This window comes from Achromobacter sp. RW408, assembly GCF_003184165.1.
GTDB classification, from domain to species: domain Bacteria; phylum Pseudomonadota; class Gammaproteobacteria; order Burkholderiales; family Burkholderiaceae_B; genus Achromobacter; species Achromobacter xylosoxidans.
This window is the reverse complement of record NZ_QHHO01000049.1, coordinates 1,788,172-1,801,658: the sequence shown is the minus strand read 5'-3', so window position 1 is coordinate 1,801,658 and position 13,487 is coordinate 1,788,172. Positions and strand designations below refer to the sequence as shown.

13 protein-coding genes are annotated in these 13,487 nt (G+C 68.7%); all 13 read right to left on the bottom strand.

Annotated features, from left to right (window positions below; all coding sequences use genetic code 11):
* Positions 1 to 7 precede the first annotated feature (7 nt).
* The 13 genes from DK459_RS27680 to DK459_RS27620 all read right to left on the bottom strand — a co-directional run bounded on the left by DK459_RS27680 (position 8) and on the right by DK459_RS27620 (position 13,389).
* Positions 8 to 1,282, bottom strand: a complete 1,275-nt coding sequence (locus DK459_RS27680; RefSeq protein ID WP_024069821.1) for a glycosyltransferase WbuB — start codon at positions 1,280 to 1,282, stop codon at positions 8 to 10.
* Positions 1,279 to 1,839, bottom strand: a complete 561-nt coding sequence (locus tag DK459_RS27675; protein ID WP_006387734.1) for a putative colanic acid biosynthesis acetyltransferase — start codon at positions 1,837 to 1,839, stop codon at positions 1,279 to 1,281. The genes DK459_RS27680 and DK459_RS27675 overlap by 4 nt, the downstream gene beginning before the upstream one ends.
* Complete coding sequence (locus DK459_RS27670) at positions 1,836 to 2,723, bottom strand: glycosyltransferase family 2 protein (protein WP_006387735.1); 888 nt, start codon at positions 2,721 to 2,723, stop codon at positions 1,836 to 1,838. The genes DK459_RS27675 and DK459_RS27670 overlap by 4 nt, the downstream gene beginning before the upstream one ends.
* Positions 2,724 to 2,736: 13 nt before the next feature.
* Positions 2,737 to 3,867, bottom strand: a complete 1,131-nt coding sequence (locus tag DK459_RS27665; protein ID WP_006387736.1) for a glycosyltransferase — start codon at positions 3,865 to 3,867, stop codon at positions 2,737 to 2,739.
* Positions 3,860 to 5,152, bottom strand: a complete 1,293-nt coding sequence (locus DK459_RS27660; RefSeq protein ID WP_020928831.1) for an O-antigen ligase family protein — start codon at positions 5,150 to 5,152, stop codon at positions 3,860 to 3,862. Before DK459_RS27660 ends, DK459_RS27665 begins: the two co-directional genes overlap by 8 nt.
* A 78-nt stretch (positions 5,153 to 5,230) precedes the next feature.
* A complete protein-coding gene (locus DK459_RS27655) occupies positions 5,231 to 6,133 on the bottom strand; it encodes a glycosyltransferase family 2 protein (protein WP_006387738.1) in 903 nt (300 codons plus the stop codon).
* Positions 6,134 to 6,153: 20 nt separating this feature from the next.
* Positions 6,154 to 7,470 carry a lipopolysaccharide biosynthesis protein gene (locus DK459_RS27650; RefSeq protein ID WP_110135198.1) on the bottom strand — a complete coding sequence of 439 codons (1,317 nt, stop codon included), beginning with the start codon at positions 7,468 to 7,470 and terminating at the stop codon, positions 6,154 to 6,156.
* Between the two features lie 67 nt (positions 7,471 to 7,537).
* Positions 7,538 to 8,491, bottom strand: a complete 954-nt coding sequence (locus DK459_RS27645) for a GDP-L-fucose synthase (RefSeq protein WP_110135197.1) — start codon at positions 8,489 to 8,491, stop codon at positions 7,538 to 7,540.
* Between the two features lie 6 nt (positions 8,492 to 8,497).
* Positions 8,498 to 9,607, bottom strand: a complete 1,110-nt coding sequence (gmd, locus tag DK459_RS27640; protein WP_006387741.1) for a GDP-mannose 4,6-dehydratase — start codon at positions 9,605 to 9,607, stop codon at positions 8,498 to 8,500.
* 10 nt (positions 9,608 to 9,617) lie between these two features.
* Positions 9,618 to 10,025 carry a VanZ family protein gene (locus DK459_RS27635; protein ID WP_006387742.1) on the bottom strand — a complete coding sequence of 136 codons (408 nt, stop codon included), beginning with the start codon at positions 10,023 to 10,025 and terminating at the stop codon, positions 9,618 to 9,620.
* Positions 10,018 to 11,448, bottom strand: a complete 1,431-nt coding sequence (locus DK459_RS27630) for a mannose-1-phosphate guanylyltransferase/mannose-6-phosphate isomerase (protein WP_110135196.1) — start codon at positions 11,446 to 11,448, stop codon at positions 10,018 to 10,020. Before DK459_RS27630 ends, DK459_RS27635 begins: the two co-directional genes overlap by 8 nt.
* Positions 11,445 to 11,906 (bottom strand): GDP-mannose mannosyl hydrolase, encoded by a 462-nt coding sequence (locus DK459_RS27625; RefSeq protein WP_197541492.1) that lies wholly within the window; start codon positions 11,904 to 11,906, stop codon positions 11,445 to 11,447. Before DK459_RS27625 ends, DK459_RS27630 begins: the two co-directional genes overlap by 4 nt.
* 73 nt (positions 11,907 to 11,979) lie before the next feature.
* Positions 11,980 to 13,389 carry an undecaprenyl-phosphate glucose phosphotransferase gene (locus tag DK459_RS27620; RefSeq protein ID WP_020928827.1) on the bottom strand — a complete coding sequence of 470 codons (1,410 nt, stop codon included), beginning with the start codon at positions 13,387 to 13,389 and terminating at the stop codon, positions 11,980 to 11,982.
* Positions 13,390 to 13,487 lie beyond the last annotated feature (98 nt).

The following is a 13,487-nucleotide window of genomic DNA, read 5'->3' as shown; positions in this document are numbered from 1 at the left end:
CGCGGCTTCAGCGGCCGGCGTCGCGGCGCGCGCCATCGGCCGCTTGCGGCGCGGGCGCCGCGCGGGGGCCGATGACCGCGGCGAATTCGCGTTCGGCGGCCACCAGCACCGCGTCCACGTGCAGGTGATCGAGCGCATGGCGGCGGGCCGCGGCGCCCAGCGTTTCGCGGACCTGGGCATTGCCGGCCAGCTTGCGCACCGCCTCGGCCATGGCCACGGCGTCCTCCGGCGGCGTCACCAGGCCGCAGTGCGCCACCACCCCCGCCAGCTCGGTGCCGCGCGCCGCGCCGCATACCACCGGACGGCCGCTGGCCAGCATGCCGGTGAGCTTGGACGGCATCACCAGGTCCGCCGCGCCGGCGCGTTGCGGCAGCAGATGGATGTCGGCGGTGTTCAGCAGCGCCGCCAGGCGCTCGGCGGGTTGCAGGTCCAGGAAGCGCACCCGCGCCAGTCCCTGGCACTGCGCCTGCAGCGGCGCCCGCGCCGGGCCCTGGCCGCAGAAGACGAACCAGAGGCGTTCGTCGCCTTCCAGCAGGCGGGCCACCTGCGCCAAGGTCTCCAGGCCCTGCTTGCCACCCATGTTGCCGGAATACAGCGCCACCACCGCATCGGCCGGGATGCCGAGTTCGGCGCGCAGGTCGCCGGCGCGGTCCGGCGCGATGGCGTGGACATCGATCCAGTTGGGCAGCAGCACCGCCTTGTCCGGTTCGACGCCCTTGTACAAGGCAAGGTCGAGCATGCGCCCCGAAATGGTCGACACGCGATCGAAGCGCCGCATCAGCCAACGTTCCGCGCGCCGCACGGCGGCGCGCAGCCAGGCGCCCTTGAGCAGCCCCAGGTCGAAGGCGGCGTCGACCTCGTAGTCCTGGATGTGCAGCCAGGCGCGCGCCCCGCACAGGCGCGCGGCGAGCCAGGCGGCCGGCGCGCAGAACAGGGCCGGCTCGACCACCAGGATCAGGTCGGGCCGGCCGGCGGCCGCGCGCAACAGCGACGGCAGGCTGGAAAGGGCGAAGCTGGCCAGGTGCAGCAGGCGTTTGGCGCCGCCGGGCCGGGCCGGCACCCACAGGGGCGCGCGCCTGACCGTGACGCCGGCGCGGGTTTCCTTGCGGTAGCGGCCCGCGCGGTAGCCGTCATGCACGCGCCATTGCGGATAGTAGGGTGGCGCCGTGACCACGCTGACGTCATGGCCGCGGGCCGCCAGCCACTCGGCCAGTTCGGCGCTGTATTTGCCGATGCCGGTCAGCTCCGGCGCGTAGTTGATGCCGTACAGGAGGATCTTCATGCCGGCGGCGCCACGCGCGGTTTGACGGGGCGGCAGGGGTTGCCCAGGCACACCATGGCGGGCGGCAGGCTGCGGAATACCGAGCTGCGCGCGCCCACCACCGCCTCGCGGCCCACCGTGACGCCCGGGCCGACGAACACGTCGGTCGCGACCCAGGCGCCGTCCTCGATGCGCACGGCGCGCTCGCGCAGCGGAAAATCCGGTTGCGCCGCGTCGTGGTCGGCCGCGCACAGGTAGCTGCGTTGCGAGACCACCGCGTGCGCGCCGACGTGGATGGGGCCCAGGCTGTAGAGCACCGCGTCGTCGCCGATCCAGGCGTAGTCGCCGATGTCCACTTTCCAGGGATAGGTCACGGTGGCGCTGGGCCGTATCAGCACCTTGCGGCCGATCTGCGCGCCGAAGCAGCGCAGCAGCCAGCGCCGGAAGCCATAGGCGACCTGCGGCGACCAGCGGAACAGCGTGCCCTGCACCAGCCACCACAGTTGCACCGTGAGCGCGGACCGGCCGCGCTGGCCGGGCGCCAGGGAAAAACGGTCGAGCCGCTGCAGCGCGCTCATTTGGCGGCTCCGGGCAGGGCATCGCCTTGCGAGTCTGCGGCGGCGGCGCGCCGCGCCTGCTGGATTTCCTCGGTCTTGATGCGGATCTGCCAGTAGTACATGGCGCGCGCCACGGCGTAGTCGAAACCGGCGCGGCCATCGAGAAAGCCCAGGCGCAGCAGGTAGGAATGCAGGAACGACACCGGCGCCTTGAACGGCATGGCCTGGAACAGGCGCTTGAGCAGCGCCCGCGCGCCCACGTTGGCCTCGCGCGGATCGTTCATCAGGCCCTTTGTCCGCAGATTGGCTTCCCAGTCAGAGTAGCGGTTGTGCTTGTCGAAGTAGTGGTAGAGCGAATCATGGTCGTTGTGCACCATGCGCGCCCGCAGCGCGAAGGTCTCGCCCTGCACCTGGGGCTGGTAGTGGCCCTCGACCTCCCACATGTGGGCCACGTCCAGGTCGTCGTAGTCCAGGAAGCGCGAGCGCTCGCGCGCCAGCAGCGCCAGCTTGTAGACGCGATGGCCGTGGCGCAGCTTGCGGCCGCAGAAGACGTAGTCGAACGGCACGAAGGCGCCGCCGGCGCCGGCCGCAAAGCGCGGCAGTGTGGCGCGGATCTCCGCGGCCAGTTCGGGCGTCATCTCTTCGTCGGCGTCCACGTACAGCACCACCGGATGCGTGAACGGCAGCTGTTCCAGGCACCATTGCTTTTTCTTGGGGTATTTGCCGTTCCACTGGAAATGGCTGATCCTGGCGCCCAGCGCGGTGGCCAGGGCGCAGGTGGCGTCGGTGCTGTCGGAGTCGACCACGAAGACTTCGTCGAAGTCGGCCAGCGCTTTCAGGCACTTGACGATGTTGCGTTCTTCGTTCTTGGTCATGACGACCACGGATACCGGTATCTTGGACATGATGCTTTCCTGTTCAGGACGCGCCGCGCTGCATCAACGGCTGGAATAGCTCGATGACGTCGCGGCAATGCCGTTCTAGTGAAAAGGCGTCGGCGCGGCCGGGGCCGTCGGCCGCCAGCCTGGCGCGCATGTCGCCGTCGTAAGCCAGGCGGCGCACCGCCGCGGCCAGGGCCGCCGCGTCGCCCACCGGCACCAGCAGCCCGTAGCGGCCGGCATCGAGGATCTCGGCCGGCCCGTGCGGACAATCTGTGGAAATGACCGGAATGCCCAGGCACAGGGCCTCCACCAGCACATTGCCGAAACTTTCGCGCACCGAGGTCAGGGCGAAGGCGCCGGCGCCGGCGATCACCGGAAACGGATTGTCGATGTGGCCGGCCAGGGTCACCGGGCTGCGCGAGGGGCGCGCGTCGATACGCCGTTGCAGGGCGGCATGTTCCGAGCCTTCGCCCAGGATGGTGAAGCGGATGCCGGGATCGTCCAGCAACGCGGCCGCGTCGATCAGGGTGGCGTAGTCCTTGACCGCCTCCAGCCGACCGACCGCGACGACGTGATACGGCGCCGCGTCGGATGCCGGAGCCGGCCGCGCCGCGCCCTGCTCGCGCACGTCGTCCAGCGGCACGCCGTTGTAGATGGTGCGCACCTTGCCGCGCAGCGGCGGGAACATGCTGACCAGGTCTTCCTTGACCCCGCGCGAAACGCCGACGACGGCGTCATGGCGGCGATAGGTCTGGCTCACCAGAAAGCACTTCAGGCGCCGCATGCGCGAGGCGCCATAGTGGATCGCCGGGCTGCTGTGCTCGAAGGCGACGGTGGCGAAGTTGCCGCGCAGGATCTTCCTGGCCAGCACCACCAGCATGTTGCACAGCAGGCCGTGCGAGCAGACGATGGCCGGCCGCTCGCGGCGGATCTGCGCCAGCAGCCGCGCAAACGCCAGCGGCAGCATCAGCCGCAGCGAGGCGGGCGACTCCACCACGGGCAGCGCCCGCGTCACGCGCGGGTTGGCGACCGGATATTCGCGGTTGCGCGAGCGCAGCAGGAACAGCGAGGCGTCGACGCCGCGTTCGGGCAAGGCGTCGGCGATGAAGGCGACGCATCTTCCGACGCCGCCGTGCAGGTCGGGCGCGACAAACAGGACATCAGGCATGGGGCATTACTCGCGGTGGAGCCCGGCGCGCGGCGACCGGGCGTTGGCTGGAGGCCGCGGCCGCGGGCCGGGGCACGGGCAGCGCCCGGGCATTGCGTATCAACGACAGGCAGTAGCACAGCAGAAAGCCGGTAAAGGCGGTCTTGGGCGCGTAGGCCAGGCCGCCGGAGAGCGAGTCGACGAAGATATAGATCGGCGCGGTGGCCAGCAGGTAGCGGCGATGCAGCTCCAGCCCCGGGTGCGCGTAGCGCCGGAACAGCGAAAGCAGCAGGATCAGCAGCGGCGGCAGCATGATCATCACGGTGCCGACGATGCCGAACTTCATCAGGTAGAAGGCCCAGGAGTTGTGCGCGAACGTGCTGAGTTCGAAGCCGTTCTCGCCCATCACCCAGCTGCGAAAGCCGGCGCCCTTGCCGAACACCGGGCTCTCGGCGAAGGAATCCATCTGGCCCTGCATTTCCTGGATGCGGGCGCCGTAGCTGGAGTCCTCGTCCAGGCGCTCGACGCTGAAGACGCGGTTGGTCAGTACGTCCAGGTAGCCGATGCTGGCGAACACCAGGATGCCGGCGACCGCCGCCGGGGCGAAGATCAGCACCACCCGGCGGCGCACCTCGGAACCCGAGGCCAGCATCACCGCCATCAGCACCGCCACCATCAGCTGCAGGTATTGGCTGCGGTTCAGCGAGAACACCAGCGCCAGCAGCATGTAGACGGTGAGCGCATAGGCCTTGGGCCCGGACACGTTGAGGGTCTTGCGGAAGTACAGCAGCGACACCACGCCGAACGGAATCGCCCATACCCCCAGCCGGACGTTGCGCAACGGGTTGGCGACGCTGAAGCCCTGCAACTGTTCCAGCAGCATCAGGGTGGCGACCGCCAGGCAGGCCGCCACGATGTACTTCTGCAACACGGCGTAGGCGGCGGGCCCGTCGATGTCCTTGTAGCAAAGGAACGGCGTGCACAGGAAATAGAACACGATGCGCAGGTCGCGCGCGACGTCGCCGGTCTCGATGCCCGGATGGTGCAGCGACACCAGCACCAGGTAGATCACCGACAGCACCTGCAGGCCCAGCAGCATGCCGAGCGCGCCGCGCGGCAGGGCATAGGCGGCGGGGTCCGCCAGCCGCAGCGCCTTGACCACCAGGATGGCCACGAACAGCAGGTCGAAGGGCGACAGCTTGAAACTGCCCACGCCCAGGATGAAATGGTCGTCGTTCAGCGCCAGCGCGGTGAACGCGAACAGGCCCAGCAGGTGCAGCGTGGAAAGGCGGCGGTGCGGATGCATGACGGCTCCATGGCGGGGAAGGGGCTGGGTCGGGGATGTCGCGGGCTTGGGCGAGGCTCCTTTCAGTGCCAACGGGCCCTAGTGCGCGGCCCAGTCGTCGCGCCCGAACAGCTTGATCGCCAGTTTCTCCACCAGGTAGGACAGGTCGCCCTGGCGCGCATGCGCCGCCACCTGCGAGGCGCGGCACGACAGGCCGTACAGCTTGCCCATGCCCGGCTCGGTGCGGCGGATGCGGTCGACGATCTGTTCGCGTTCCTCCAGCAGCACGTCCTGCATCAGCGCGGTCTTGGTCTCGTCGTGGGCGGTGTAGACGCCCATGGCGTCGGGCACGATCAGGTTCCTGCCTTCGCGCAGCAGCCGGCTCCACAATTCCAGGTCCATGCAGTAGCGCATGCTCTCCTGCAGCAGGCCGTGCTTGCGCAGCAGGTCGCGGCGGAAGATGGCCGACTGGTTCGGGATCGAGGCCTTGACCACGGTCAGCGTGCCGCGGTTGACCGGGGTGTAGTGGATCTTGCGGAAAATGCGGTTGTCGGCATCGGCCACGAACAGGTTGCCGCTGACGATCGGCGCCCGGCCGCGGGCCGCCGCCGCGCCCAGCTTGCGCAGCGCGCCGGGATAGTACAGGTCGTCGGAGTTCTGCCAGCCGACGTAGTCGCCGGTGGCGCGCTCGAAGCCCTTGTTGATGGCATGCGATTGGCCGCGGTCCGGCATGCTTTCCCAATAGGTCAGGTGGCGTTCGTACTTGCGGATGATGTCGACGCTGCCATCGGTCGAGCCGCCGTCGATGATGATGTACTCCAGCCGCGGATAGCCCTGGTTCAGCACCGAGATGATGGTCCGCTCCAGGAAGCGGGCCTGGTTGTACGAGGGGGTCACGATGGTCAGCTTGGGCAGCAGGCCAGCGGCAATGGGGGCGGGCGGGCGCAACTCGCGCACGAAATCGATGAGCTGGCGCGAGTATTCGGTGTGACGCTTGCGCATATAAGACCTCAACATGGTGGCTACCGGGTGGCCGCAGGCAGGGCGCCGGGGTAGTCTGGCCGGGATTGACGGATGGCGAGCGCCACGCCGGCCAGCGTGATCGCCGCGTAGGCCATGCGGCCCCAGGCCGCGGCATGCTCGCCCGCCGCCTGCACCAGGGCGGCCATGATGCACAGCATGGCCAGGCCGCCCAGGCCGTTGAGAATCGCCACGGCGCGGGAGTTCCCCAGCCCGAGCAGCGAAAAATGGGCCGCGGCGTTCAGTGACAGCAGCCCCGAGGCCGCGATCAGCAGCCGGAAGGTGCCCAGGTGTCCGTCGGCCAGGGCGTGGCCCAGCAGCAGGTCCAGCAGGGGCCGGCTGACCGCCAGCACCGCGACCGTGGCGCCGGCCGACAGCGCCAGGTTCCACAGCATCAGGCGGCGGATTTCCTCTTCGGCCGCGCCCGGATGCGGCGGCGCGGCGGACAGGCGGCTGACGCGCGGCATGGCTTTCTGGAAAATCGCCACGGACGCCGTGTGGATCATCTGGCCGACCTGCACGCCGACGGTGTAGATGGCCAGCGCGGCGGGTCCCATCAGGCTGCCCACCAGCACCCGGTCGACCGAGCCGAAGGCCAGCGCGCTCAGGCTGTTGAGCCAGGACCAGCGCGAGAAGCGGAAGGCGTCCAGCATCGCGCCGCGGTCGCGCACCGGCCGCACCAGCACGTGGCCATAGCGGCGCGCGAACACCCGCATCTTGACCGACCCGGCCAGCAGCAGGCCGGCGGCCTGGGCCAGGCCGGTCCAGGTGGGCGAGGCGGTGAGCCAGGCGGCGACGCAGGCCAGTCCCATGGTGCCGCTGCGGCTGAAGACTTCGCACAGCGCGGTGGCGCGGAAATCCTCGCGGCCCTTCAGGCAGCCGGACATCAACTGGTCGTACTGCTGGGTCAGGTAGACCGCCAGCGCCGGCATCGCCAGCAGCGTCACCGCCACGCCGCCGAAGGTGGCGGAGGGCCAGCCCCAGCGCACCGCCAGCCACAGCAATGCCGCCGCCAGCGTTACCACGCCGAGCGCGCAGCCGATCAGCGACATGGCCACGCCGGCCGCGCGGTAGGCGCCGCCCGGCTCGTGCATGCGTTCGGACACCAGCTTGGTGGCGGTGACGGCGGCGCCCAGGTTGGCGGCATTGCCGAAGCCGGCCAGCGCGATGATCATCGAGTACTGGCCGAAACCCACCGTGCCCAGCTGGCGGAACAGGATGGGCAGCGCCACCAGCGCCGCGACCGGGCCGATGCCGTATTCCACCAGCCCCCAGAACGAGGCATTGCCGGCGACGTGCTTCCTGATGAGTCGGTACATCGGAATGCCTGTTCTCGATAGGCGTGGTTAGGGCCTGTTCACACTGAAAGGAGCCTCGCACAGGCCGTCAGGCCACGGGCAGCGGTTGGCGCGCCTGCTCGCGCAGGAAGTGGCCGTAGGCCAGCGTCACGCCATGGATCAGCGATATCTCCGGTTTCCAGCCCAGCTCGCGCACCCGTGACGAATCCATCAGCTTGCGCGGCGTGCCGTCGGGCTTGCTCGCGTCGTAGTCCACGCGGCCCTGGTAGCCCACTACCTGCGCCACGACCCGGGCCAGCTCGGCGATCGACAGGTCCTCGCCGGCGCCGATGTTGTAGATGCCCTCGGCGGCGGGCGTTTCCATCAGCATCACGCAGGCCCGCGCCAGGTCGTCCACGTACAGGAACTCGCGCAGCGGCTTGCCGCTGCCCCACAGGGTGACGCTGTCCTGGCCGGCCTCGCGGCCTTCATGGAACTTGCGGATCAGGGCCGGCAGCACATGGCTGCTGTGCAGGTCGTAGTTGTCGTGCGGCCCGTACAGATTGGTCGGCATGGCGCAGATGAAGCGCGCGCCGTACTGGCGCTGGTAGGCTTCGCACAGCTTCAATCCGGCGATCTTGGCGATGGCGTAGGGCTCGTTGGTGGCTTCCAGCGGCCCAGTCAGCAGCGCGTCCTCGCGGATCGGCTGCGGCGCCTCGCGCGGATAGATGCAGGACGAACCCAGGAACAGCAGCTTGCGCACGCCGGCCGCGTAGGCGGCGCGGATCACGTTGCACTGGATCATCAGGTTGCGGTACAGGAAATCCACCGGATGGTTCTGGTTGGCCAGGATGCCGCCGACCTTGGCGGCGGCCAGGTACACCACGTCGACCGGCGTGGTCGAGAAGAAGCGGTGCACCTGGTTCTGGTTTTCCAGGTCCAGTTCGCTATGGCTGCGCGTGATGATGTCGCGGTAGCCGCGCTCCTGCAGCTCGCGCACCAGGGCGGCGCCCACCATGCCGCGATGGCCCGCCACGAACACGCGTTGGTCCAGGTTGCTCATGGCGGACTACTCCTTGTAGGCGTAGATTTCGTAGCCGTTCTGTTCCACCAGCGCATCGCGCCGGGCGTCCTTCAGGTCGCTTTCCACCATTTCCTTGACCAGCTGGGCGAAACTGGTGCGCGGCGACCAGCCGAGCTTTTCGCGCGCCTTGGTCGGATCGCCCAGCAGGGTCTCGACCTCGGTGGGGCGGAAGTAGCGCGGGTCGACCCGCACGATGACCTGGCCCGGCTTGATGTCGTGCACCGGGCTGAACAGCACCGTGGCGGTTTCCTCCAGGCCTTCGCCCTCCCACGCCAGCAGGATGCCCAGCTCGCGCGCCGCCGTATTGATGAATTCACGCACGCTGTATTGCATGCCGGTGGCGATGACGTAGTCCTCCGGCGTGTCCTGCTGCAGCATCAGCCACTGCATTTCGACGTAGTCGCGCGCATGGCCCCAGTCGCGTAGCGCCGACAGGTTGCCCAGGTACAGGCATTCCTGCAGGCCGAGCACGATGCGCGCCAGGCCGCGGGTGATCTTGCGCGTCACGAAGGTTTCGCCGCGTTTGGGGGATTCGTGGTTGAACAGGATGCCGTTGCAGGCATACATGCCGTAGGCCTCGCGGTAGTTCACGCTGATCCAGTAGGCGTACAGCTTGGCGGCGGCGTAGGGGCTGCGCGGATAGAACGGCGTGGTTTCCTTCTGCGGGGTTTCCTGCACCAGGCCGTACAGCTCCGAGGTCGAGGCCTGGTAGAAGCGCGCCTTGTCCTCCAGCTTGAGGATGCGGATGGCTTCCAGCAGGCGCAGGGTGCCCAGGCCGTCGGCGTTGGCGGTGTACTCCGGCTCTTCGAACGACACCCCGACGTGGCTCTGCGCCGCCAGGTTGTAGATCTCGTCGGGCTGGACCGATTGCACGATGCGGATGAGGCTGCACGAGTCCGTCATGTCGCCGTGGTGCAGCACGAAGTTGCGCGGCTGGTCATGCGGATCCTGGTACAGGTGGTCGATGCGCGCGGTGTTGAACAGCGACGCGCGCCGCTTGATGCCGTGGACTTCATAGCCCTTGGCCAGCAGGAACTCGGCCAGGTAAGCGCCGTCCTGGCCGGTGACGCCGGTAATCAGTGCCCGTTTTGGCATGGTTTTATCCTTAAGACTTAGTCACTGCACGAAAGGAGCCGAAGGCTGCGGAACCGATGTTCAACGAGATTACTGTCGCACCCGCCGCAGAGATATCGGCCAAAAGGTCTAAGAGTTCGGCCTGTCGATAGGCAAAAAAGGATTGGATTCCTTCATCCAGCGCGCCCAGGGCGGATACGGCCAGCAGCGCCGTCAGGCCCGGCCGCCGCTGCACCGAGAGGTAGACCAGCACCGTCAGGAAGGCGTAGGCCGCCAGGTGCAGGCGCTTGTCGCCGAAGGCGTCGGACATCTCGGCGGCCAGGCCCGGCAGGTTGCCCACCGTCACCAGCGTGGCGAAGAACAGCGCCGCCAGCGGCAGGCAGATCCGCGCCAGGCCCGGCCGCCAGAAGGATGAGGCCGCGCGCCGGGGCTCAGACACGGCCGTACATGTCCTGGAAGCGGACGATGTCGTCCTCGCCCAGATAGGCGCCGGATTGCACCTCGATGATCTCCAGCGGGATCTTGCCGGGGTTCTCCAGGCTGTGGACCTCGCCCAGCGGGATGTAGGTCGACTGGTTTTCGGTCAGGAGGTACTGCTTGTCGCCGTTGTAGATGCGCGCCGTGCCCGACACCACCACCCAGTGCTCGGCGCGGTGGTGGTGCATCTGCGACGACAGGCGCGCGCCCGGCTTCACCGTGATGCGCTTGACCTGGTAGCGCGGGCCCTGGCCGACCGAGTCGTACGAGCCCCACGGGCGCTGCACCTCGCGGTGGTGGTTCAGTTCGCTGCGGTGCTGCACCTTGAAGGCCTCCACCAGCCGCTTGACGTCCTGCGAGCGCGTCTTGTGGGCGACCAGCACGGCGTCGGCCGTTTCGATCACCACGATGTCGTCCAGCCCCACCGAGGCCACCAGCCGGCTGGTCGAATGGATGAGGCAGTTGCGCGAGTCCTCGACCATCACGTCGCCGGTGGTGGAATTGCCCTCGGCGGTCTTGCGGGCGATGCCCCAGACCGCGTCCCAGGCGCCGACGTCGCTCCACGGCGCGGCCAGCGGAATCACCACCGCGCTGTCGGTGCGTTCCATGATGGCGTAGTCCATCGAGTCGCTCGGGCAGGCCTCGAAGGCCGGGCCGTCCAGTTGGAACAGCGCGTTTTCGCCATGGCCCGCGGCCACCGCCGCCCGGACCTGTTCGAGGATGCGCGGCGCCAGCCGTTCCAGTTCGGCCAGGAAGACCGAGGCCTGGAAGGCGAACATGCCGCTGTTCCAGTAGTAGCTGCCGTCCTCGATGAAGCGCTGCGCCACTTCGGGCGAGGGCTTTTCGACGAACCGGCGCACCTTGCGGGCGGGCGTCATGGCGCCGGGTTCGGCCGCCTGGATGTAGCCGTAGCCGCTCAGTGGCGCGGTCGGGGTGATGCCGAAGGTCACCAGCGCGCCCTGGCGCGCGGCCTGGTAGGCCTCGGCGAAGGCCGCCGCCAGGACCGGGCCGTCCTCCAGCACATGGTCGGAAGGCATGATGAGCATGACCGGATCCTCGCCGTCGCGCATCGCCCGCAGCGTGGCCGCGGCGATGGCGGGCGCGGTATTGCGCGCATGAGGCTCCAGCACGATCTCGGCGTCGTGGATGTCCAGCTCCAGGGCTTGCTCGGCGGCGATGTAGCGGTGGGCGTCGTTGCAGACCAGCATGGGGCGCGCCTGGGCGCCGGCGGATCCCAGCCGCAGCAGGGTGTTCTGCAGCAGGCTGCGGTCATCGGTCAAACGGATGAACTGCTTGGGCAGCAGCTCGCGTGACAGCGGCCACAAGCGCGAGCCGGACCCGCCGCAGAGAATGACGGCCCGGTACGGAGGATGGGGGTTGGTCATGGCGCTGACTCCTTGAAGTAGGCCTGGGTGTAGGGGTGCGCGCCCGGATCGGCGGCGATGGCCGCCGCGGGCTGCCAGCGGTAGCGGCGGTGCTGGCCCAGCGGCAGGCTGGCGGTGTCCAGCGTGAGTTCCGCCTCATAGGCGAGGACGATGTAATGGGTGGAGCGGCCGGCCTCGCCGGCAAAATTGGTGCCATAGAAGTGTTCGTACACGCCCCGGGGGCGCCAGGCCTGCGGCGGCAGCGTCAGGCCCAGTTCCTCGCGGACGATGCGTTGCAGCGCGCGCGGCAGCGTCTCGTTCTTGCGGATGCGGCCGCCCGGCACGAACCACGAACCCTGCGCCGGCGGATTGCTGCGCAAGCCGGTCAGGTAGCGGCCTTCGGCATCGCGCAGCAGCAAGTCGATGGACACCAGCGGCAGCATCTCCACCGCGCGGCGGAAATCGCTCTCGGCCAGCAGGCCGGGCGGCTGGGTCGCCGGCGCGGGCGCGCAGCGGGCGCGTGGCGGGGCGAAAGGGGGCCAGCCCAGCGGTTCAGTAGACATTTCGCCCCGTCCATCCGGATACCGCCGTGCGGGCGATGATCATCAGGTCCATCCGGAACGTCCAGTGCTGGATGTAGTAGATGTCATGCTCGACGCGGTCGCTCATCTTGCGCAGCGTATCGGTCTGGCCGCGCAGGCCATTGACCTGGGCCCAGCCGGTGATGCCGGGCTTGACCCGGTGGCGCATCATGTAGCGCTGCACCAGGTCCTTGTACAGTTCGTTGTGCTCCAGCGCGTGCGGGCGCGGCCCGACCACCGACATGTCGCCGCGCAGCACGTTCAGGAATTGCGGCAACTCGTCCAGGCTGGTGCGGCGCAGGAAGCCGCCGATGCGGGTGACGCGCGCATCGTCGCGGGTGGCCTGCGTGACCACGCCGTGCTCCTGGTGCACGGTCATGGTGCGGAACTTGTAGACATGGAAGACCTTGCCGTCCACGCCCAGGCGCGGCTGGGTGAACAGCACCGGGCCGCGCGAGGTCAGCTTGACCAGGCAGGCGATGGTCAGCATCAGCGGCGACAGGCCCACCAGCGCGCACAGCGCGAAGGCGCGGTCGAACGCTTCCTTGGCCAGGCCGCGCACGCCGGCGGCGGGCAGGCTGTTGAGCTGGATCGCGGGCAGGCCGAGGAATTCCCCGATGCGATGGCCCAGCAGCTGGATCGACATCACGTCGGGAATCCAGCGGATGTCCACCAGGTCGTTGCGCAGGTGATAGAGCACTTCGCGCAATTCCTGGCCGGCCTCCATCGGCAGCACGATCCAGACCTCGCGCACATTGTGTTCGCGCACGAAGCCGTGCAGGGCATCCAGCTCGTGCAGCCGGCGCACTTGCGGCGGCAGGTTTTCGTGGGGCTCGGCATAGATGCCGGCGACTTCGTAGCCGGCCTCGCGATAGCGTTCCACGCGGCGCCACAGATCGTGGCCCAGCGCGCCGAAGCCGACCAGCAGCACGCGCTTGCGGTCCAGGCCGCGGTCGCGCGCCGCGCCCAGCACCGCGTAGGCCGCCAGGCGCACGCCGGCCAGCGCCAGGGCGGCGCAGCCGAACCAGGTCGCGGCCCACAGGCGCGATACCGACGCGCTCTGGTGCATGAGGAAACTGACCAGGATGCCAAGCGCGAACACCAGCGCCCATGCCGCCAGGCTGCGCACGACCAGGTCCATCAGCCGGCGGCCGCGCCATGACACGTACAGGCTGAACGCCGGGAACAGGGCGATGACGCCCAGCCCGCAGAGATAGATCAGGAACAGGTGGATCTGCGGCGGATCGATCATCGCCTCGTCCGAGAACTTCAGCTCGGTCACGGCCAGGCCGCAGATGATGACGATCGCCGCATCCAGCAGGCGGTACAGATAGCTGGATCGGCTCGATCTCGCCGACGTGTCCGTAAGGGACGGGTCCATCGCGTACTCCTTTGTTCGGGGAGTCGCCCTGCGGCCGCGGGGAAAACAGCGGTGCACCGCCGCAAAGCATGTGGCTACCGTCGAAATCTTATTGAGTG